Source organism: Azospirillum sp. B4, assembly GCF_000333275.1.
GTDB lineage: Bacteria > Pseudomonadota > Alphaproteobacteria > Azospirillales > Azospirillaceae > Nitrospirillum.
In genome coordinates this window covers 1-20,961 of the sequence record NZ_BACU01000043.1, presented here as the reverse complement: position 1 = coordinate 20,961, position 20,961 = coordinate 1, and the positions used below count along the sequence as shown (strand labels likewise).

General features: G+C 68.7%; 17 protein-coding genes and 1 pseudogene. 9 read left to right on the top strand and 9 right to left on the bottom strand.

The window, feature by feature from the left end:
- Window positions 1-13: 13 nt before the first annotated feature.
- The 4 genes from I55_RS01845 to iolG are packed head-to-tail and all read right to left on the bottom strand — an operon-like array spanning window position 14 to window position 4,155.
- On the bottom strand, window positions 14-871 hold the full coding sequence (locus I55_RS01845) for a hypothetical protein (protein WP_083900762.1): 858 nt from the start codon (window positions 869-871) through the stop codon (window positions 14-16).
- The gene (locus I55_RS01840) at window positions 849-1,784 is read right to left on the bottom strand and encodes a carbohydrate kinase family protein (RefSeq protein ID WP_044558743.1); all 936 of its coding nucleotides are present in this window, start codon (window positions 1,782-1,784) and stop codon (window positions 849-851) included. The genes I55_RS01845 and I55_RS01840 overlap by 23 nt, the downstream gene beginning before the upstream one ends.
- Window positions 1,781-3,163, bottom strand: a complete 1,383-nt coding sequence (locus I55_RS01835) for an APC family permease (RefSeq protein ID WP_044558742.1) — start codon at window positions 3,161-3,163, stop codon at window positions 1,781-1,783. Before I55_RS01835 ends, I55_RS01840 begins: the two co-directional genes overlap by 4 nt.
- Window positions 3,160-4,155, bottom strand: coding sequence for an inositol 2-dehydrogenase (iolG, locus tag I55_RS01830; RefSeq protein WP_044558741.1), 996 nt, complete (start codon window positions 4,153-4,155; stop codon window positions 3,160-3,162). Before iolG ends, I55_RS01835 begins: the two co-directional genes overlap by 4 nt.
- 190 nt (window positions 4,156-4,345) lie before the next feature.
- On the opposite strand from iolG, the gene I55_RS01825 reads away from it, so the two are divergent.
- From I55_RS01825 to I55_RS36725, 8 genes and pseudogenes are all read left to right on the top strand, one after another.
- A complete protein-coding gene (locus I55_RS01825) occupies window positions 4,346-5,233 on the top strand; it encodes a MurR/RpiR family transcriptional regulator (RefSeq protein ID WP_044558740.1) in 888 nt (295 codons plus the stop codon).
- 98 nt (window positions 5,234-5,331) lie between these two features.
- Window positions 5,332-7,287 (top strand): 5-dehydro-2-deoxygluconokinase, encoded by a 1,956-nt coding sequence (iolC, locus tag I55_RS01820; RefSeq protein WP_044558739.1) that lies wholly within the window; start codon window positions 5,332-5,334, stop codon window positions 7,285-7,287.
- Window positions 7,284-7,472 carry a hypothetical protein gene (locus I55_RS39265; protein WP_307718690.1) on the top strand — a complete coding sequence of 63 codons (189 nt, stop codon included), beginning with the start codon at window positions 7,284-7,286 and terminating at the stop codon, window positions 7,470-7,472. Before iolC ends, I55_RS39265 begins: the two co-directional genes overlap by 4 nt.
- A gap of 12 nt (window positions 7,473-7,484) precedes the next feature.
- A pseudogene (iolD, locus tag I55_RS01815) lies at window positions 7,485-9,167 on the top strand (3D-(3,5/4)-trihydroxycyclohexane-1,2-dione acylhydrolase (decyclizing)); the annotation flags it as partial.
- 15 nt (window positions 9,168-9,182) lie between these two features.
- The gene (gene iolE / locus I55_RS01810) at window positions 9,183-10,112 is read left to right on the top strand and encodes a myo-inosose-2 dehydratase (RefSeq protein WP_044558738.1); all 930 of its coding nucleotides are present in this window, start codon (window positions 9,183-9,185) and stop codon (window positions 10,110-10,112) included.
- Window positions 10,109-10,849, top strand: a complete 741-nt coding sequence (iolB, locus tag I55_RS01805; RefSeq protein WP_307718689.1) for a 5-deoxy-glucuronate isomerase — start codon at window positions 10,109-10,111, stop codon at window positions 10,847-10,849. Before iolE ends, iolB begins: the two co-directional genes overlap by 4 nt.
- A 618-nt stretch (window positions 10,850-11,467) precedes the next feature.
- Entirely contained in the window at window positions 11,468-13,903 is a 2,436-nt protein-coding gene (locus tag I55_RS01800) for a TonB-dependent receptor (protein ID WP_252180978.1), read from the top strand.
- A 23-nt stretch (window positions 13,904-13,926) separates the two neighbouring features.
- Entirely contained in the window at window positions 13,927-14,103 is a 177-nt protein-coding gene (locus I55_RS36725) for a hypothetical protein (protein WP_159107087.1), read from the top strand.
- 124 nt (window positions 14,104-14,227) lie between these two features.
- Here the strand turns inward: I55_RS36725 and sucD are convergent, their stop codons facing one another.
- From sucD to zapE, 5 genes are all read right to left on the bottom strand, one after another.
- Window positions 14,228-15,103, bottom strand: coding sequence for a succinate--CoA ligase subunit alpha (gene sucD, locus I55_RS01795; protein WP_004274388.1), 876 nt, complete (start codon window positions 15,101-15,103; stop codon window positions 14,228-14,230).
- Window positions 15,104-15,105: 2 nt separating this feature from the next.
- On the bottom strand, window positions 15,106-16,302 hold the full coding sequence (gene sucC / locus I55_RS01790) for an ADP-forming succinate--CoA ligase subunit beta (RefSeq protein WP_044558735.1): 1,197 nt from the start codon (window positions 16,300-16,302) through the stop codon (window positions 15,106-15,108).
- Window positions 16,303-16,529: 227 nt separating this feature from the next.
- Entirely contained in the window at window positions 16,530-17,489 is a 960-nt protein-coding gene (mdh, locus tag I55_RS01785; protein ID WP_044558734.1) for a malate dehydrogenase, read from the bottom strand.
- Window positions 17,490-17,874: 385 nt separating this feature from the next.
- Window positions 17,875-19,131 carry a DUF2336 domain-containing protein gene (locus tag I55_RS01780; protein WP_049973737.1) on the bottom strand — a complete coding sequence of 419 codons (1,257 nt, stop codon included), beginning with the start codon at window positions 19,129-19,131 and terminating at the stop codon, window positions 17,875-17,877.
- A gap of 83 nt (window positions 19,132-19,214) precedes the next feature.
- A complete protein-coding gene (gene zapE / locus I55_RS01775) occupies window positions 19,215-20,339 on the bottom strand; it encodes a cell division protein ZapE (RefSeq protein WP_044558733.1) in 1,125 nt (374 codons plus the stop codon).
- 270 nt (window positions 20,340-20,609) lie between these two features.
- On the opposite strand from zapE, the gene leuD reads away from it, so the two are divergent.
- On the top strand, window positions 20,610-20,961 hold a 352-nt coding region (gene leuD, locus I55_RS01770; protein ID WP_044558732.1), incomplete at its 3' end, for a 3-isopropylmalate dehydratase small subunit.

The following is a 20,961-nucleotide window of genomic DNA, read 5'->3' as shown; positions in this document are numbered from 1 at the left end:
CCCAGGCGGTCCTTCAGGGTGGCGAACAGCTGTGGTTCAGTTGCTCCACCTCCGTGCCCCGGCTGCTGCCCTGGCGCTTCTGGTTTTCCAGCGCGCGGCGGCGGCTGTAGTAGAAGAACAGGTATTCCGTGGGGATCAGCCGCAGGGCGCGGATCATGGCGAAGTCGAACAGCGGGGCGGTGTACAGCTGCGACAGGATGGTGTCGTCGTCCAGCACCCGGTCGGTCACGTCCTCACCGCGCAGGCGGATGCGGCGCACCCAGCCCAGGTGGTTCAGGCCGACGTAGTCGCACACCACCTCGTCATGCCGGGCGCCCAGCGCCAGGGTGATGCGGTGCAGCAGCTCGGTGGGGGTGTCGCAGATGCCCACCACCCGCGCCTTGGTGTGGGTGCTGATGGCCTGGGTGATCAGGCCGGCGGGATTGGTGAAGTTGACGATCCAGGCGCTGGGCGCCAGCCGTTCCACCACCCGCGCATGGTCCAGGGCCACGGGCACGGTGCGCAGCGCCATGGCGGCGCCGGCCGGGCCGGTGGTCTCCTGCCCCGGATAGCCGTGCTTGATGGCCGCCAGTTCATCCGCCGCGCGCGAGGCGATGCCGCCGACGCGCACGCTGTTCAGGACGAAGTCGGCGCCCTCCACCGCGTCCTCGACGGAGGCGGTTTCCCGGATGATCAGGCCGCCCCCCTCCTTGGCGACGACGGCGCGGCCCAGGGCGGCGATGACCTTCAGACGCTCCTGGTCCGGGTCGTACAGCACCATCTCGCGGGCGCCCAGGGCGGCGGCGGCCTCGTTGATGCCGAAGATGACCAGCGGGGTGCGCACGCCGCCGCCGCCGATCATCGCGATCTTACGATCGGTAGGATTGCTCATAAACGCTCCATAGTTCCGTTCGGTCGGGGATGCCCCCCAAGGCGCCCGCCACCCGGGTGGACAGGGCGCCGCATATGCAGGCGCGGCGCAGGCGTTCCAGCACTGGCGCGCCGTCCAGCAGCGCGTCGATGTAGCCCGCGTCGAAGGCGTCGCCGGCGCCGGTGGTGTCGATGGCCTCCACCAGGGGCGGGGCGGCGGTGACGGTCGTGTCACCGTCCAGGGCCATGGCGCCGCGCGGGCCCAGCTTGAGCACGGGATGGGGCAGGGCCAGGCGCCGGGCCAGGGTCAGGTAGTCCACCGCCCCGTCGCTGTTGCAGAACAACGCCCCCTCCTTCTCGTTTGGCAGGAAATGGTCGACGGCCTGGCAGGTGGCATGGTTGGCGGGGTTGGGTAGCCACACCGGCTGGAAACCCACGTCCAGCGAGGTGGTGCAGCCCGCGGCCCGCAGGGCCGGCAGCAGCGCCCCGGCCACCGCGCGCTCCAATGGCAGGGCGAAGTGGACATGGCGGGCGCGGGCCAGGTCGGCCACCATCGCCGGGTCCACCAGCAGGGCGGGCAAGGCCTTGTTGACGCCCATATGGGTGAAGAAGGACCGATCCTCCCGGGTGGAGACGCTGATGCTGATCCCGGTGGCGCCGACGCCCACGCGCAGGCCGCCCGTGTCCAATCCATAGGGCGCCAGGCGCCGCTGGAACCAGGGGGTGTCCGCCTCACCCACGATGCCGACCAGCCGGACCGCGCGGCCCAGGCGGGCCAGGCCGCAGGCGGTGTTGGCGGCCCCGCCGCCCACCTCACGGGTGTAGGCGTCGGTCACCACCTCCTCCCCCGGCTGGGGCCAGGTGGCGAAGCCGCTCAGCACATGGTCGATGTACAGTTCGCCAACCACGGCCACGTCATGGGTCTTGCCGGTCATGGCGCCCGCCAGGCCGGCACGCGGAAGGGCCAGGCCCCCTCGCGCCGGCTTTGCGCCAGATAGACCGCCACACCCAGGGCCAGCATGGCGACCCCGATGGCGATGTGCCGGGGCTGGCTGGTGGCGACGATGTACAGCCAGCCGGCGATGGTGATGATGACGGGCAGGGGGTACAACGGCATGCGGAACTGTCCCGGCTGTGCTGGGCCCTGCCGGCGCAGCATGACCACGGCCACGCACTGGGCCGTGAACTGGAACAGGGTCTGGATGACGATCAGCACGGCGATCAGGTCGGCCAGGGAGAAGAAGCAGGCGATGGCGGAGGCGCCCCCCATGAACAGCAGCGACACGGTGGGGAAGCGCCCCCTGGGGTGCAGCGCGGCGAAGGGCTTGAAGAAGCGCCCGTCCACCGCCGCCGTGTAGGGGACGCGGGAGAAGCCCAGCAGCACCACCAGCGCCGACCCCCAACTGGCGATCAGGATGAGGATGGAGACGACCACGCCACCCCAATGGCCGTAGATCATCTGCATGAAGTCCGCCACCACGGCGCTGGACTTCTGCGCCGTCTGCCAGGGCAGGGTGCCCAGGATGGACAGGTTCAGGCCCAGGTACAGCAGGGCCACGATGGCGATGGACAGCAGCACGGCGCGGGGGATGGTGCGGCCGGGGTTCTTGATCTCCTCCCCGATCATGCAGACGTTGTTGTACCCGCCGTAGTCATAGACGGCGATCAGGGTGGCGGAGCCCATGCCCATCCAGAAGGCGCCCGTGGGCTTGAAGGCGCCTTCCGGAAAGTCGAAGGCCAGCCTGGCGTCGAAATGCAGGGCGCCGCTGAACACGATCCACAGGCACGAGGCCACGACCACCACGGTGATGGCGATGGACAGGCGCTGGATGGAGCGGATGTCGCGGTACAGCAGGGCGGTGTTCAGCAGGCAGACCGCCGCCGCGATGGCCATCATGTGCCAGGGCTTCATCTCCGGCGCCAGGAAGCTGGCGTACTGCGCCAGGCCCACGGTGCCCGACGCGATGGACAGCGGACCGATCAGCAGCGACTGCCATAGATAGAGGAAGCTGAACAGCCGGCCCAGGCGGGCGGGACCGAAGGCGTGCAGCAGGTAATGGTAGGGGCCCCCCGACCGGGGAAAGGCGGCACCCAGCTCCGCCCACACCAGGCCGTCATAGGCGCACAGCACGGCGCCCACCAGCCAGCCCAGCATGGCCTGCGGCCCGCCCATGGCGGAAATGGCGAGCGGTATGGTGATGAAGGGGCCGATGCCCACCATGTTCAGGATGTTGGCGGCCAGGCCGCCCCCCAGGCCGATGCCCCGGACGGGCCGCAGGGGTGGCGCGGACGCGGGCTCCGCCACCGTGGTCATAGGCGGACCGCCTGGCCGGTGGCGGCGGACTGGGCGGCGGCCTCCGCCAGGGCCAGGGCCGCCACGCCATCGGCATAACCCACCCCGGGTTGGGCGGTGCCGGCCAGGATCTCGGAAAAATGGACGACCTCCTGCCGGTAGGCCTCGGCATAGCGGTCCAGGAAGAAGTTCTGGAAGGAGTCGCTGGCCATGCCGTGGGTGCCGCCGGTGCCGCCCCAGGTGGAGACGCTGCTTTCCAGGATGTTGTCGGCGCGCAGCAGCCCGCGCGACCCGAAGGCCTCGATGCGCTGGTCATAGCCATAGCCGGACCGGCGGCTGTTGCTGATGACGCACAGCCTGCCCGTGGCGGTGCGCAGGATGGTCTTGGCGGTGTCGATGTCGCCGGCCTCGCCGATGGCCGGGTCCACCAGGCAACTGGCGGCGGCGTACACCTCCACCACAGGTTCGCCCAGCAGCCACCGGGCCATGTCGAAGTCGTGGATGGCCATGTCCTTGAACAAGCCGCCGGAGACCTTGATGTAGCTGATGGGCGGCGGGGCGGGGTCATGGCTGGTGATCTGCAGGGTTTCCAGCGTGCCCACCGCGCCGGCCTCGAGTCGGGCCTTCAGGGTGGCGAAATGCGGGTCGAAGCGGCGGTTGAAGCCCAGCATCAAGGGGACGTCGCCGCCCAGGGTGGGGGCGGCGGCCCGGGCGCGGGCCAAATCCATGTCCAGCGGCTTTTCGCACAGCACGGCCTTGCCGGCGGTTATGGCGCGGGCGGCCTGGTCCAGGTGCAGGTCGGTGGAACTGGCGATGATCACGCCGCGCACGCCCTCGTCCCCCAGGGCGGCTTCCAGGTCGGTGACGGTGGCCCCCGTCTCCGCGGCAACGGCGTTGGCGGCGGCGGCGTTGGGGTCGATGACATACTTCAGGCGCAAGGCCGGATGGGCCGCGACGTTGCGGGCATGAATGCGGCCGATGCGGCCAGCGCCCAGGATGGCGATGTCGAACATGCAGGCTCCCTGTCAAGGCCTGGCCGCCTGACGGGCGCGGACCTCTGCGGCACCGGCGGGGCGGTCATCATCACATTATGGAATGAAAATATCATACCATGGGGTATGATGGAATATCCATAACGTCGGGTGGCGTTGCCTTCGCCCGGTGAGCGTTTATTCTTGGGGCCACATGAATTTTGGAGGGGCGATGACGGGGAGTGCCACTGTGCCGCGCACGGCCGAGGAACTGCGCGCCGCCATATTGGAACGCTACGACACCTTCAGCAAGCGATTGCAACAGATCGCCCGTTTCGTCCTGGACCATCCGGACGACCTGGCGCTGGAAACCCTGGCCGTGGTGGCGGAGCGGTCGGGCGTCCAGCCCTCGGCCATCGTCCGCTTCGCCAAGGCGCTGGGCTATTCCGGCGCCATGCCCATGCAGCGCCTGCTGCGCGACGGCTTGCTGGCCAACCACACCGCCCTGGGCTATGGCGAGCGTGTGCGGCAGTTCAACGCCGCCCTGGACACCCAGGCCGGCGCCGGCGATGACGGGGAATTGCTGGCCGAGTTCGTGGACCGCGACACGCTGGCGCTGGAAAACCTGCGCCAGACCATGACCAAGGCCGAAGTGGCCCGGGCCGTGAAACTGATCGACCAGGCCCAGACCCTGTACATCATGGGCTTCCGCCGCGCGTTCCCGGTGGCCTCCTACTTGGCATATTCGTTCCAACAGGTGGGCAAGCGCACAGTCTTCGTCGACGGCGTGGGCGGATTGACCCGCCAGCAGATCGGCGCCATCGGCGAGTCCGACCTGCTGATCGCCGTCAGCTATCACCCCTATGCCGAGGAAACCGTCCACGCGGTGGAGGGGGCGGTGTCGGCCGGGGCCAAGGTCCTGACCATCACCGACAGTCTGGTCAGCCCCATGGCCAAGATGGCGGCGCAGGTCCTGCAGGTGCGCGAGTCCGAGGTGCGCGGCTTCCGCTCGCTGGCCGCGTCCCTGTGCCTGGCCCAAACCCTGGTCATCAGCCTGGCGTTCGAGCGGGAACGGGCCGGCGCCCGGAACGCCTCGCGCCCGCGCCGGCGGAAGGCATGAAATCCATTTCCGATATTTTATTTACAAAAACATAGAACGTGGAATATACGTTCCATTCTATCGGGTGCTGATCCGGCACCCCCAAGGCTGGAACCGGCATGGCGTCTTCTGCGCAATCCCCCGTCCAAACCCTTCCCAAGTCGCTGGATCTGATCGCCATCGGCCGATCCAGCGTCGACCTCTACGGCCAACAGGTGGGCGGCCGGCTGGAGGACATGGCCTCCTTCGCCAAGTACCTGGGCGGCAGTCCTACCAACACCGTGGCCGGGGGCGCGCGCCTGGGCCTGCGCACGGGGCTGGTCACCCGGGTGGGGGCCGACCACATGGGCCGCTTCATCCGGGAGGAGCTGGAGCGGGAAGGGGTGGACGTCACGGGCGTGGTGTCCGATCCGGACCGCCTGACCGCCCTGGTGGTGCTGGGCATTCGCGACCGGGAAAACTTCCCCCTGATCTTCTATCGCGAGAACTGCGCCGACATGGCGTTGGGGGTGGAAGACCTGGACCGTGACTGGTTGCGCCACACCGGGGCGGTACTGATCAACGGCACCCACCTGTCGCAGCCCCGGGCCTTCGCCGCCAGCGTGGCGGCGGCCAGGCTGGTGAAGGAAAGCGGCGGCCGGGTGGTGTTCGACATCGACTACCGCCCGGTGCTGTGGGGATTGGCCGGCCGCGACCGGGGGGAGGACCGCTTCGTCGCCCATGAGGGCGTCACCACCCGCCTGCGCGAGGTGCTGCCCCTGTGCGACCTGATCGTTGGCACGGAGGAGGAAATCCACATCCTGGGCGGTGCCACCGACACCCTGGCCGCCCTGGGCGCCATCCGCGCCCTGAGCGACGCCGTCATCATCTGCAAGCGGGGGGCGGCCGGCTGCACCGCTTTCCCCGGCGCCATTCCGGCCACCCTGGCGGATGGCGTCGTGGTGCCCGGTTTCCCGGTCGAGGTGTTCAACGTCCTGGGTGCTGGCGACGCCTTCATGGCGGGATTCCTGCGCGGCTGGCTGAGGGGCGAGCCCTTGGAGCGGTGCTGCGCCTGGGGCAACGCCTGCGGCGCCATCGTCGTGTCCCGCCACGGCTGCGCGCCGGCCATGCCCACCTGGCCGGAACTGGAATGGTTCCTGGCCCAGCCCAGCCTGCCCCACCGCCTGCGCGACAGCGCGGAGCTGGAACACATCCATTGGGCCACCACGCGGCGGCATCGCTATGACGAGCTGACCGTCCTGGCGGTGGACCACCGCAGCCAGTTCGAGGATTTGGCGCGGGAACTGGATGCCGATCCCGCCCGCATTCCCCAGTTCAAGGCCCTGGCCCTGAAGGCGGTGGAGCGGGTGGCCGGCGGGGACGACCGCTTCGGCCTGCTGCTGGACGGCCGGTACGGCTTCGACGCGCTGGCCACCGCCGCCGACGCCCCTTACTGGATCGGCCGCCCCATCGAGGAGCCGAAGTCCCGCCCGCTGGTGTTCGAAAGCTCCGCCGACGTGGCGACCGAGCTGACGGAATGGCCATTGACCCATGTCGTCAAATGCCTGGTCTTCTACCACCCGGATGATCCGGAGGATTTGCGGGACCGGCAGGAGCGGCAGCTGCTGCGCCTGTTCGACGCCTGCCGCAAGACGCGGCACGAGATGCTGGCCGAGGTGATCATCCCGGCGGGATTGCCGGTCGACGCCACGACGGCCGCGCGCGCCATCCGCCGCTTCTACGCCATCGGGGTGAAGCCCGACTGGTGGAAGCTGGAACCGGTGACCGACCCCGAAGCGTGGCGCAACATCGAGGCGGCGGTGCTGGAAAACGACCCCTATTGCCGGGGGGTGGTGCTGCTGGGCCTGTCGGCGCCGGAGGAGGAGCTGCTGGCCTCTTTCCAGGCGGCGGCCCCCGCCGGCATCGTCAAGGGCTTCGCCGTCGGGCGGACCATCTTCTATGATGTCGCGCGCGGCTGGTTTTCCAATCGGCTGGACGATGAACAGGTGGTGGCCATGATGGCGGGCAAGCTGAAGACCCTGGTGGACGCCTGGCGGCAGGCCCGCGCGAGCGTGGCCGGGGGTGGGGGCCGGTGACCGCCGGAACCCTGCGCCTGACGGCGGCCCAGGCGACGGTGCGCCATCTGGCGGCGCAACGGGTCGAGGGGCCGGACGGGCGGCCGGTATCGTACTTCGCCGGCTGCTGGGCCATCTTCGGCCATGGCAACGTGGCGGGGTTGGGGGAGGCCCTGCAGGCCAACCAGGATGTCCTGCCCACCTAACGCGCCCACAACGAACAGGCCATGGCCCATGCCGCCGTCGCTTACGCCAAGCAGACGCGCCGGCGGCGCGCCATGGTCTGCACCACCTCCATCGGGCCGGGCGCCACCAACATGGTGACGGCGGCGGCGTTGGCCCATGTCAACCGGCTGCCCGTGCTGTTCCTGCCCGGCGACGTTTATGCCAGCCGCCGGCCCGATCCGGTGTTGCAGCAGATCGAGGATTTCGGCGACGGCACCGTGTCGGCCAATGACTGCTTCCGGCCGGTGTCGCGCTATTTCGACCGGCTGACACGGGCCGAGCAGATCCTGGACGCGCTGCCCAAGGCCATGGCCATCCTGACCGACCCGGCGGCCTGCGGCCCGGTCACCCTGGCCTTCTGCCAGGATGTGCAGGCGGAGGCCTGGCACTATCCCGAGGACTTTTTCGCCCCCCGCCTGTGGCGCGTCCGCCGCGCGCCGGCCGATCCCTATGATTTGGCGGACCTGGTGGTGCGCGTCCGCGCCGCGCGCCGGCCGCTGATCATCGCCGGCGGCGGGGTGCTGTATGCCGGGGCCGAGACCGCGCTGGCGGAGCTGGCGGCCGCCACCGGCATACCCGTGGCGGAGACGCAGGCGGGCAAGGGGGCGCTGCCCTGGGACCATCCGTGCAACCTGGGCGCCATCGGCGTGACCGGCAGCGGGGTCGCGAACGCGGCGGCGGCCGAGGCGGATCTGGTCATCGGCATCGGCACCCGCCTGCAGGATTTCACCACCGGGTCCCGCGCCCTGTTCCAGGGGGCGGCGCGGACCTTGGTCCAGGTCAATGTCTCGGCCCACGACGCGGCCAAGCAGGGGGCGGTCGGGGTGGTGGGGGACGCCGGCGCGGTGCTGGCCGGGCTGGCGCCGCTGCTGGCCGGGTGGCGGGTGCCGGCCGACTGGGCGCGGTCCCTGGCGGCGCCGGCCTTGGCCTGGGATGAGGCTTGGGGGGCGGCGACGGCGGCCCCGAAAGAGTACGCCAACAAGGGGGGTGGCGCGGCGCTGCCCACGGATGCCCAGGTGCTGGGCGCGGTCTGGCGCCAGGCGGCGCCGGACGCGGTCGTGGTCTGCGCCGCCGGCGGCCTGCCCGGCGAACTGCACAAGCTGTGGCGGGTGCGGCGGCCCGGTGGTTACCATGTGGAATACGGTTATTCCTGCATGGGGTACGAGATCGCCGGCGGCCTGGGCGTCAAGCTGGCGGAGCCGGAGCGCGAGGTCCACGTCCTGGTGGGCGACGGCAGCTACCTCATGATGAATTCCGAGATCGCCACGGCGGTCATGCTGGGCCTGTCGCTGATCATCACCGTGCTGGACAACCGGGGCTTCGGCTGCATCAACCGGCTGCAATGCGCCACCGGCGGCGCCCCGTTCAACAACCTGCTGGCCGACACGCGCCACACGGCCCTGCCGGCCATCGACTTCGCCGCCCACGCGGCCAGCCTGGGGGCGCGGGCCCTCAAGGTGGCGGATATCGCGGGGCTGGAGGCGGCGCTGGCCCAGGCGCGGGCCCAGGCGCGGGCGGGCGGGGGCGTGCATGTCATCGTCATCGACACCGACCCGGCCGTGTCCACCCCCGCCGGGGGCGCCTGGTGGGATGTGGCCGTGCCTGAAGTATCCGACCGGCCGGCCGTGCGCGAGGCCCGCGCCGTCTATGACGAGAAAACAAAAGGTCAACGCTAGGGAGAGCAGCCCGCCATGTCCATCAGCTCAGGGTCCATCAGCTCAGGGTCCATCCGCTTCGGCGTCAGCCCCATCGCCTGGATCAACGACGACATGCCCGAGCTGGGCGGGGCGACGCCGGTGGAAACGGTGCTGGCCGATGCCCGCGCCATCGGGTTCAGCGGTATCGAGCTGGGGGGCAAGTTTCCCCGCGACCCTGAGGCGCTGAAGCCGTTGTTGGCCCGCCATGGCCTGGACCTGGTGGGCGGCTGGTACAGCGGCGGCCTGCTGGCCCACGACGCCGATGCGGAGATCGCCGCCCTGCAGGGGCACCTGGCCCTGCTGAAGGCCATGGGCAGCACGGTGTTCGTCCATGCCGAGACCAGCAACGCCATCCATGGCGACCGTGCCCGGCCGCTGGTCCAGACGCCCCGGCTGGATCAGGCCGGGTGGGCCGCCTTTGGCCGAAAGCTGACCGATGTCGCCGACCACATCGCCGGCCAGGGGCTGCGCTTCGCCTATCATCACCACCTGGGCACGGTGGTCCAAGGGCCGGACGATCTGGCCCAGTTCCTGGCCCATACCGGCCCGTCCGTCGGCCTGACGGTGGATACCGGCCACGCCGCCCTGGGCGGCATCGACGCGGTGGAGGTCATCCGCGCCCATCCGGCCCGCGTGGCCCATGTCCATTGCAAGGATGTGCGCCAGCCCGTGTTCCAGGCCCTGATGGACCGGGGCGGCAGCTTCCTGGACGGCGTGCTGGACGGCATGTTCACCGTGCCCGGCGACGGGCGCCTGGACTATGGCGCCGTCATGCGCGCCCTGGCCGATATCGATTATGCCGGCTGGGTCATCATCGAGGCGGAGCAGGACCCCGCCAAGGCCGACCCGCGCCAATACGGCGAGATGGGCCTACGCCACCTGCAGCAGGCGGCGGCGGGCGCCGGCTTGACGGTGGCGTCATGAGCGTGTCGCCCCTGCTGGTGCGTTCCCAGGTGCCCGACGCCACTGGCCGCGTGCTGGAGGTGACGCCGGAAAGTGCCGGCTGGACCCATGTCGGCTTCCGCCTGCACCGGCTGGCCCCAGGCCAGGTCCTGGACGGGGCGGAGCCGGGGCGCGAGGCCTGCCTGGTGGTGCTGTCGGGCACGGCGCGGGTGACGGCGGGGGACCAGGATTTGGGGCCACTCGGCGGCCGCGCCAGCGTGTTCGAGGACAAGGCACCGGGTGCGGTCTACGTGCCGGCGGGCCAGGCCTATCGCGTGGTGGCGACGGACGCGGTCGAGCTGGCCGTCTGCACCGCCCCGGGCCACGCAGGCGCCGAGGCCCGCGTCATTCCGGAGGCGGAAATGCCGCGCGAGGTCCGGGGCCAGGGCACGAACACCCGCCATGTCCGCAACATCCTGCCGGAAGGCAAGCCGGCGGACAGCCTGCTGGTGGTCGAGGTCATCACCCCCGGCGGGCACTGGTCCAGCTATCCGCCGCACAAGCACGACACGGCCGCGGCCGGGCGGGAGACGGCGCTGGAGGAAACCTATTACCACCGCCTGAACCCGCCCCAGGGCTTCGCCTTCCAGCGCGTCTACACCGACGACCGCAGCCTGGACGAAACCATCTGCGTGCAGGACGGCGATGTCGTCATGGTCCCCCGGGGATACCATCCGGTGGGCGCGCCGCACGGCTATGACCTTTATACCCTGACGTGATGGCGGGGCCGGAAGCGCGCTGGATATTCCGCAACGACCCCGCGCACGACTGGATCATGCGCCGCTGAGATCGGTCACGGCGCCGGCCCTTCCCGTCCTTATGGCGGACGGCAGGTCAGCGAGTCGCGGCACGGGCCAAGCGCCCGCCGCCCGTGGAACCGGCCCCGCGCACCTCAAGGGTTTTTCCTGGCCCTGACCTTTGCACCGGCAAGTGGCGCCCGGCCCTGGGAGGGGTAGGGAAAGCGCCCCTTTTGTGCCTGTCCATGAAACGGCACCTGGCGCCCTTGTTCACCCGTTGACCGGTGCGGGTGTATGGCTTGCAGCGGCGATCCGAACGATTCCAATATCTTCAGGGATGGCCCTTTCCATTTTTCTGAACCCCGGTTCCAGGCGAGATGTCGCATGGAATAGAATTTTTAGATCAAAAATAAAGAAAATAGAAAAAATGAATTGACTTGGGCGCCGGCCAGGCGTTCCTCTGTAGGTAGAACGGCGCGCTGAGCCACCCTTCCCTGGCAGCCGATGGCCCGGGGAAACCGGCCGCCGCTCCACTAAATCGGGGAGCAAGACATGGGCCTGGGCAAATTCAGGGCTGGCCTTCTGGCGGGATCGACAGTGATGGCGTTCTCGCTGCCGGCCATGGCGGGTAGCATCACCGGCACGATCGTGGACCCGGCCACGGGTAAGCCACTGGCCGCCACGGCCATCACCATTCCCGGCACGTCATATTCCACCACCTCGGGTGAGGACGGGACCTTCGTCCTGGCCAACGTGCCTGAGGGCAGCTACACGGTGACGGCGTCGCGCGCCGGCCTTCACACCAGTTCGACCCGCGTGACCGTACCCAAGGACGGTGCGGTGACGGTCAGCTTCGAGGCCTATACCGCGGTGCTGGAAGAGATCATCGTCGCCGCCAACCGCTACCAGGCGTCGAACCTGCAGATGAACGCCAGCAACACCGTCGACGTCATGTCGGCGGCGGATCTGGAACATACGGCGGTGCACAACGTGGCCGAGGCGCTGGGCCTGCTGCCCGGCGTGAACGTCATGAACACCGGCCAGTCTTTCGTGGGCGGCATCGACGGCGCGTCACGCGGCGAAGGCATGTTCACCTCCATCCGCGGCCTTAACGGCGAATACAACGTCAACCTGATCAACGGCGTCAACGTCGCCCAGGGCATGCCCTACAGCCGCGAGGTGCAGCTGAGCCTGCTGCCGCCCTCGGGCCTGAGCACCATCGTCGTCAACAAGACGTCCAAGGCCGACATGGACGGCGACGCCATCGGCGGCACCGTTGATTTCCGCACGCCCACGGCCTTCGACTACAACCAGCCGCTGATGTTCAGCTTCACCGCCAGCGGCCGGCTGGAGACGCGGGCGCAGGATTACAAGAAGGACAGCCTGGGCTACGGCCTGGCGGGCGAGGGGGCGGCCAAGTTCGGCCGCGACGGCCAGTTCGGCGTCTACGTCAGCGCCTATTACGACATCCGCCATTACGCCAACAGCGAGATGGGCGCGGTGATGGAATCCACCTGCTGCGACAACGCCTGGGCCTTCGCCGTGGCCAACGCCGACGGCAGCAACCCCAGCAACCTGGACCCGTCCAAGAACCTGGAGACCACGGGTTTCAACGTCGGCGTCTCCTCCGGCTACACGGAACGCTATGGCGGCAACGTCTCGCTGGACTGGCGGCCCGACGACACCACCAGCGCCTATTTCCGCCTGGGCTACGCCGTGGCGCAGACGGAGCAGAACAGCACGTTGAGCCAGCTGGTCGGCATGGGTGTGACCTATGACCAGATCGGCACCACGGGCCTGTACCATCCCAACATCCAGTACCTGTCCACCCGCCTGTGGTACGAGACCAACCCGGAATACTCGGACTTGGCGACGGCGCAGCTGGGCGGCGAGAAGAAGTGGGGCAACTGGACCTTCAGCCCCAACGTCTTCCTGAGCTGGGGTGACAACGACCGCCCCAACCACATCGAAATCTCCACCCGTTCCACCCAGAACGACGGCAACGGCTTCGCCTACGGCAACAATATCCTGGCCACATACGTGAACGGCCTGCCCTATCCGCTGGTCGGCTCGCAGATCATCTCGCAGCTGGGCGATGTCGCCAGCCTGCCGGCCCGCGACCGGGGCGAGCTGACGGAGCAGTACAGCGGCCAGGTGCGCGGCGGCGCCAAGCTGGACACCCGCTACGACGTGAACGCCGGCCCGCTGGAATTCATCAAGTTCGGCGTGAAGTATCAGGACAGCGAACGCCAGGTGACCAACCGCGACTGGTACAACGGCAATTTCAGCGACGGCCGCACCTTCGGCTCCCTGGGCATCATCAGCGGCAACTATTCCTCGGTCTATCCCGGCGTCTACAACTGGTCCGTGCCGGTGATCGACCAGGCCGCCCTGTTCCGCCTGTACAACACCTATGCCAGCGCCAGCAACCTGGACAGCTGCGGCAGCCTGTACGTCAACAACTGGAACTGCAACACCCAGAAGGGCACCGAGGCGGTGACGGCGGCCTATGTCCTGGCCAACCTGAAGTTCAATGACCTGGAGGTCATCCCGGGCTTCCGCTTCGAACACACGGCCATCCACAACACCTTCTGGGTCACGCCGCACGATGCCGATGGCAACGAGCTGGCGGGCCACTGGGGCTATAACGCCACCCACTACAACGAACCGCTGCCCAGCATTTTCGCCAACTACCGGCCGGACGACAACTCGGTCTACCGCGCCGCCATCTGGACCAGCTATACCCGCCCCCCCTTCGTGCAGCTGGGCGGCGGCTCGCAGACCAGCATTTCCAACGGCGTCACCACCATCACCGAGGGCAACCCCAACCTGAAGGCCATCACCGCCGTCAACTACGACGTCTCCGGCCAGTGGGACACGGGCCATGGCGGCAGCCTGGTGGTGGCGGGCTACGCCAAGCAACTGTCCAACTCGTCATCGAACATCGCCTGCATGAGGCGGGACACGACGGGGCTGCCCCCTATCGCCGGAAGTTCTTCGCCCCGATACCGCAGCAGAACCCCGTCACCCTGCTGATCCCCGTGGCGCCGTTCGAAGGGATGAGCATGCCAGAAGGCTTCAAGCACCCCATCCCCATCGACACCCTACCCTTGGTCATCACCAAGGCCGACGGCCAAGGCATAACCTATTCGGTCCTGCAAGGATGGGCGCCCTGGCGCATGCCGCACGGCCTGGTCACAAAAGGCGAATTCACCACCATCCCCACAACCCCGTGATTCCATCCCGCCCCGGCTGATCACCCATTCGGGGCAAAGAAAAACGGCGGTCCCCATCACCAGGGGCCGCCGTTTCTCATTCTCCGTCAGGACCGCCCCCGGAGGGAGAGGCCAGCGCCGGACCTTAGCCCTTCAGCGCCTTCAGCATGGTCGAACCCAGGCTGGCGGGGCTGTCGGCGACATGGATGCCGGCGGCGCGCAGGGCTTCGACCTTGAAGTCGGCCGTGTCGTTGCCACCGGAGATCACGGCGCCGGCATGGCCCATGCGGCGGCCCGGGGGGGCCGTACGGCCGGCGATGAAGCCGACGACGGGCTTCTTCGTCTTGCTGTCACGGATGAACTCGGCGCCATCGACTTCCGCCGAACCGCCGATCTCACCGATCATGATGATGCCCTCGGTCTCCGGATCGTCGAGGAACAGCTGCAGGCTGTCCACGAAGTTGGTGCCGTTGACCGGGTCGCCGCCGATGCCGATGCAGGTGGTCTGGCCCAGGCCGGCCGCGGTGGTCTGCGCCACGGCCTCATAGGTCAGGGTGCCGGAACGGCTGACGATGCCGATCTTGCCACGCTTGTGGATGTGGCCGGGCATGATGCCGATCTTGCACTCGTCCGGGGTGATGACGCCGGGGCAGTTCGGGCCGATCAGGCGGGTCTTGGACCCCGCCAGGGCGCGCTTCACCGTCACCATGTCCAGGACCGGGATGCCTTCGGTGATGCAGACCACCAGCGGGATCTGGGCATCGATGGCTTCCAGGATGGCATCGGCCGCGAAGGGCGGCGGCACGTAGATCACCGAGGCGTTGGCGCCGGTGGTGTGCACGGCCTCGGCCACGGTGTCGAACACCGGCAGGTCGAGGTGGGTGGTGCCGCCCTTGCCGGGGGTCACGCCGCCGACCATCTTGGTGCCGTAGGCGATGGCCTGTTCGGAGTGGAAGGTGCCCTGCGCGCCGGTGAAGCCCTGGCAGATCACCTTGGTGTTCTTGTCAACCAACACGGCCATGATTACGCGGCCTCCTTCACGGCCTTGACGATCTTTTCAGCGGCGTCGGCCAGGTTGTCGGCGGACAGGATGGGCAGGCCGGACTCGGCCAGGATCTTCTTGCCCAGCTCGACGTTGGTGCCTTCCAGCCGGACGACCAGCGGAACGTGCAGGCTGACCTCACGGGCCGCCGCCACCACGCCCTCGGCGATGACGTCGCAGCGCATGATGCCGCCGAAGATGTTGACCAGGATGCCTTCGACATTCGGGTCGGACAGGATGAGCTTGAACGCGGTGGTCACGCGCTCACGGGTGGCGCCGCCGCCCACGTCCAGGAAGTTGGCCGGCTCGCCGCCGTACAACTTGATGATGTCCATGGTGGCCATGGCCAGGCCGGCACCGTTGACCATGCAGCCGATGTTGCCATCCAGCTTCACATAGTTCAGGCCGTGCTTCGTGGCCTCGGTCTCCGACGCCTCTTCCTCGCTCTCGTCACGGAGATCTTCGATGTCCTTGTGACGGTAGAGGGCGTTGTCGTCGAAGTTCATCTTGGCGTCGAGGGCGATGATGTCACCGGCGCCGGTCACGACCAGCGGGTTGATCTCGACCTGCGAAGCGTCCAGCTCCACGAACGCCTTGTACATGGCGGACAGGAACTTCACCGCGGCGCCGACCTGCTTGCCTTCCAGCTTCAGGCCGAAGGCGATCTGGCGGGCATGGAAGCCCTGCAGGCCGCTGACCGGGTCGATGGCGATCTTGACGATCTTCTCGGGGTGGCTGTGGGCCACTTCCTCGATCTCCATGCCGCCCTCGGTCGAGGCGATCACGGTGACGCGGGAGGTGGCGCGGTCCAGCAGCAGCGACAGGTACAGCTCGCGCTTGATGTCGCAGCCTTCCTCGACATAGAGGCGCTTGACCTCCTTGCCTTCCGGGCCGGTCTGCTTGGTCACCAGGACATGGCCCAGCATCTCGGCGGCGTTGGAGGCGACATCGTCGACGGACTTGACGACGCGGACGCCGCCCTTGCCCTCGGGGTTGTCCTGGAACCGCCCGGCGCCACGGCCACCGGCGTGGATCTGGGACTTCACGACCCAGACGGGCCCGCCCAGCTCCGTGGCCACGGTCTTGGCCTCTTCGGGGGTGTAGGCAACGCCACCGCGGGGTACCGCGACGCCGTATTTCTTCAGCAGGCCCTTGGCCTGGTATTCATGAATATTCATTCGGGGATCGCCCGCTTCCGGTTGGGAAACGGCCTCGGAAAGATCGCGGCCGATCGCGGGGCCAACCCCGCGCCGGGGGGCACTGTAGAGAGCAATGCCGGACCGATCAACCGCGGAAAGTGACGGGACGGGTGGCTTTTCCGTTATTCCGGTATCTGTTTGCGAGGTGGCCCCGCGCCGCTAATGCGGGCGGGGCCATCCAGGACGTCATACCGGAACCCGAACGATCAGCCGGCGACCTTGGCGGTCACCTCGACCAGCTGCTGCACGGCGGCAACGGACTTGTCGAAGTTGGCCTTTTCCTCGGCGTTCAGCTCGATCTCGATGATCTTCTCGACGCCGGCGGCGCCAATGATCACCGGCACGCCGATGTACAGGCCGTCCACGCCGTACTGGCCGGTCAGCTTGGCGGCGCAGGGCAGCACGCGCTTCTTGTCCTTCAGGAAGCTCTCGGCCATGGCGATGGCGGAGGCGGCCGGGGCGTAGAAGGCGGAGCCGGTCTTCAGCAGGCCGACGATCTCGGCGCCGCCGTCACGGGTGCGCTGCACGATCTTGTCCAGCTTCTCCTGCGTGGTCCAACCCATCTTCACCAGGTCGGGCAGCGGGATGCCGGCGACGGTGGAGTAGCGGACGGAGGGGACCATGGTGTCGCCGTGGCCGCCCAGCACGAAGGCGGTGACGTCCTCGACCGAGACCTTGAACTCATCGGCCAGGAAATGGCGGAAGCGGGCGCTGTCCAGCACGCCGGCCATGCCGACCACCTTGGCCGGGTCGAAACCGGTGACCTGCTGCATCAGGCCGACCATGGCGTCCAGCGGGTTGGTGATGACGATGACGAAGGCGTTCGGGGCGTGTTCCTTGATGCCCGCGCCGACGGACTTGATCACCTTGGCGTTGATGCCGACCAAGTCGTCACGGCTCATGCCCGGCTTGCGCGGCACGCCGGCGGTGACGATCACCACGTCGGCGCCGGCGATGTCGGCATAGTCGGAGGCACCGGTCAGGGCGCTGTCGAACCCTTCCACGGGGGCGGCCTCGGCGATGTCCAGCGCCTTGCCCTTGGCGACACCCTCGAAATCGGGAATGTCGAACAGGACGATGTCGCCAAGCTCCTTCAGGCCGGCCAACAGGGCCAGGGTGCCGCCGATCTGGCCGGCGCCGACCAGCGCGATCTTCTTGCGTGCCATGGTTGGGTTCCTCGAACTATGGGTTGCGAACTTTGGGTTCAGTGACAAGGCGCTAACGAAATAGCGGACCCGGGCCCGAGAGGATCGGGCGGAGGTCCCGGAAATTCGCCGTGCGGGGTCCCAGGCGCCAGGGCGCCCGGCCTTCGGGGCCCGAGGAACGAGGGAGCCCGCAGGCCGGGTGCTTAGCCTGATTCCGCCCGCCGGGCAAGGCGCCCCTTGCACGCCCAGGCGCGCGCCGTCGCCATGGCAGGCACCCCGGAAAAAGGTGTGGCCCGGAACCAAGGGCCAGGCGCACCATCGTCGATCCCAGGCGCACCTTACTGCGACGCACCATGATGGCTGGCCGTGGCGCACAACGGGGCGGAATTCGGATGGGTCGGATATTTCATTTAGGCGGGATGTCGAACAGTTCCAGGTGCCAGTGCATCTCGACGTCGCTCATGGGATAGTCGGTCCCCAGCCGGGCGTTCAGCAGCTTGCGCGGCGCGATGCCGGCGCCCCGGGCCTGCAGGGTGCGGGCACCGCGCATGGTGAACCCGGCCCGCCAGGCAAGCGCCGTCACCGCCTTGGGGCTCTGCGTCGCCAGCACCCGGCGCACCGCGTCCACCGGCACCCGGGCCAGCAGCGCCACCGCCGCCTGGGCGAAGTCGCGGTCGCCCCAGCTGAGGGCATCGCACACCACATCCTCGTTCAGGCCGCCGCTGGCCGCCAGGCGCGCCGCCTTCTCCCCCGGCCCTTCGCGCGTGCCGTAGCCGGCGGCCCAGTCCAGCCGGCGGGAAGCGGCGGCCACAACCGCGTCCACGCCGGCCCGGTCCAGCCCCTGCCCCGCCAACCCCTCGCGAAGGGCGTCCTCCACGGCACCAGCCAGCCGTTGCGACACCTCGGCGGGACCGGCGGGCGGTGGCGGCGGGGCGTTGGGGTCGGGCGCCAGCGCTTCCTCCGCCGGCACGCCGCCGATGGGCATGTGGCCTTTCTCCGCCAGCAGGCGGCGGGCCCTGGGCGACAGGTCGGCCCCGGGATTGCCGGCCAGGGTGGCCCAGGCGGTGTGGTCGCCCACCGCCACCACGGCGTCACCCACCGGCCGCGATACGGTGCGCCGGCCGGCCACCGCCTCGACCACCCAGGGCTCCGTCCGGCGGGACAGGATGTCCAGCAATTCCTCGTCCGACAGGGCCATGCACCAGCGCAGCACCGGCCCGGCCACGTCGCGGGCCACGTCACGGGCCAGCGTCACCGCCAGCTTGGGCGGCGCGCATTCCACATCGGCCAGCGCGCTGGACAGCGCCGTGCGCACGCGGATGACCTGGTCGGCGGCCAGCAGTTCCAGCGCGGCGTAGGCGACGTCGCGCATGGCCCCCACCTCGGGCCGCGACAGGTCGGGCAGCAGGCGTGTCAGCTTTTCCGCCAGCAGCGCCCGCACCCGGTCGCTGGGGTCGCGCGCCAGGCGTCCGAAGGCCCGCACCGGTGTCATGGCGTTGGTCACGACGGCGCCGCGCACCCGCTCGTCATCATCGTCGGCCAGGTAGTAGAGCAGTTCCGGCCGGGTATGGGGGCTGTTCGCCAGCTCCACCCGCGCCGCCACGTCCCCACCGGCCGCCACGGTCTTCGCGGTCTCATAGTCGATGGACGGCTGGGACGACAAACGCTGCCTCCGGCGGGGTCACGGGCGCTTGTGTTTAGCCTAACACAGGTCGGCGGGTGAACCGTCAGATCCAGTGCCTGGCCTTAAGTGAGATGCCCCGACGCCAAATAGTCCTCCGCCTGCATCTCCATCAGTCGGCTGACGGTGCGCTGGAATTCGAAGGCGTGCTGGCCCTCGGGGTAGAGGCGGGCCGCCGGAGCCTCGGCCGCCATGATCAGGTGCACCTTATGCTCGTAGAGGGCGTCGATGAAGGTCATCAGGCGCTTGGCCTCGTTGCGCAAGCTGGGGTCCAGCATGGGCACGCCGTCCAGCAGCACGGTGTGGTAGTGGGTGGCGATGGCCAGGTAATCGCCGGAGCCCAGGGGCTGGCGGCACAGCTCATCGAAGGTGAACCAAGCCACCCCCTTGGCCTGGCGCGGCACCGGCAGCGTGCGCCCCTGCACCATCAGGCTGCTGGCGGTGGGTCGGACGTCCGTCAGCTCGGTGAAGGTCCGTTCCAGCGCGGCCGTGGCGGCCGGGCCCAGCGGGTCGAAATAGACCTGCCGGCCCTTGATGCGGGCCAGGCGGTAGTCGCGCGCCCCTTCCAGGTGCAGGACGTCCAGCTTTTCCTTCAGGAGGGCGATGAAGGGCAGGAACAGGTCGCGCTGCAGGCCATTTTTGTACAGGTCGTCCGGCGCCCAGTTGCTGGTGGCCACCACCACCACGCCCAGGTTGAACAGGTGGGTGAACAGCCGGCCCAGGATCATGGCGTCGGCGATGTCGGTGACGTGGAATTCGTCGAAGCACAGCAGCCAGGCCTGGTCCGCGATCTGCCGCGCCAGTTCCGGCAGCGACTCATCCGCCCCATCCTTGCGCAGGTCCGGACGCTGCCGCAGGGCGTGCAGGGACTTATGCACCTCCAGCATGAAGGCGTGGAAGTGGACCCGGCGGCGGCGCAGCACCGGCGCCGTCTCATAGAACAGGTCCATCAGCATGGACTTGCCCCGGCCCACATCGCCGTAGATGTACAGTCCCTGGGGTGCCGGGTCCGGCCGCCGCGCCAGGCCGAAGCGTGCGCGCCAGCCGCCCTGGCCCTGGGCCGGGCGGTAGTCCCTCAGCGCGTGCCACAGGCTTTGCAGCTTCTCCGCCGCCAGTTCCTGGGCGGGATCGTCCTTCAGCGTGCCGGTGCCGCGCCGGGCGCGGTAGACGGACAGGGGACCTTCGCTCATGGAAACACCGACTGCGGGATAGGGGCGGTTCCTCATATCGAAACGGCCCGCCGCCAGCAACCGACGGCCCATCAACTCACCCCTGCGCCCCCCTACGCACCCCGCTTCAGCGCAATATAAGTTCGAAAAATACCCCGCCGCCGTACTTCCCTTGCGTTTCGGTGGGGGCTGGCGCGCGTTGCCGTCTGATCGCGGACGGTTGTTGCAGCGATCATCCTTGTGGCAGAAAGAGACAGCGTCACCCGTATTGTAGTCACCGGACGAGAGCCCATGGACAAGTTCACCATCCTGACCGGCGTCGCCGCCCCCCTGCCGATCCAGAACATCGACACGGACATGATCATTCCGGCGCGGTACCTGAAGACCATCAAGCGCACCGGTCTGGGCAGCGGGCTCTTCTCCTCCCTCCGTTTCAACGAGGACGGCAGCGACCGGGCGGACTTCATCCTGAACCAGCCGGCCTACCGCAAGGCGAGCATCCTGGTGGCGGGGGATAATTTCGGCTGCGGCTCAAGCCGTGAGCATGCGCCCTGGGCCCTGCTGGACTACGGCATCCGCTGCGTCATCGCCCCCAGCTTCGCCGACATCTTCTTCAACAACTGCTTCAAGAAACGCATTCTGC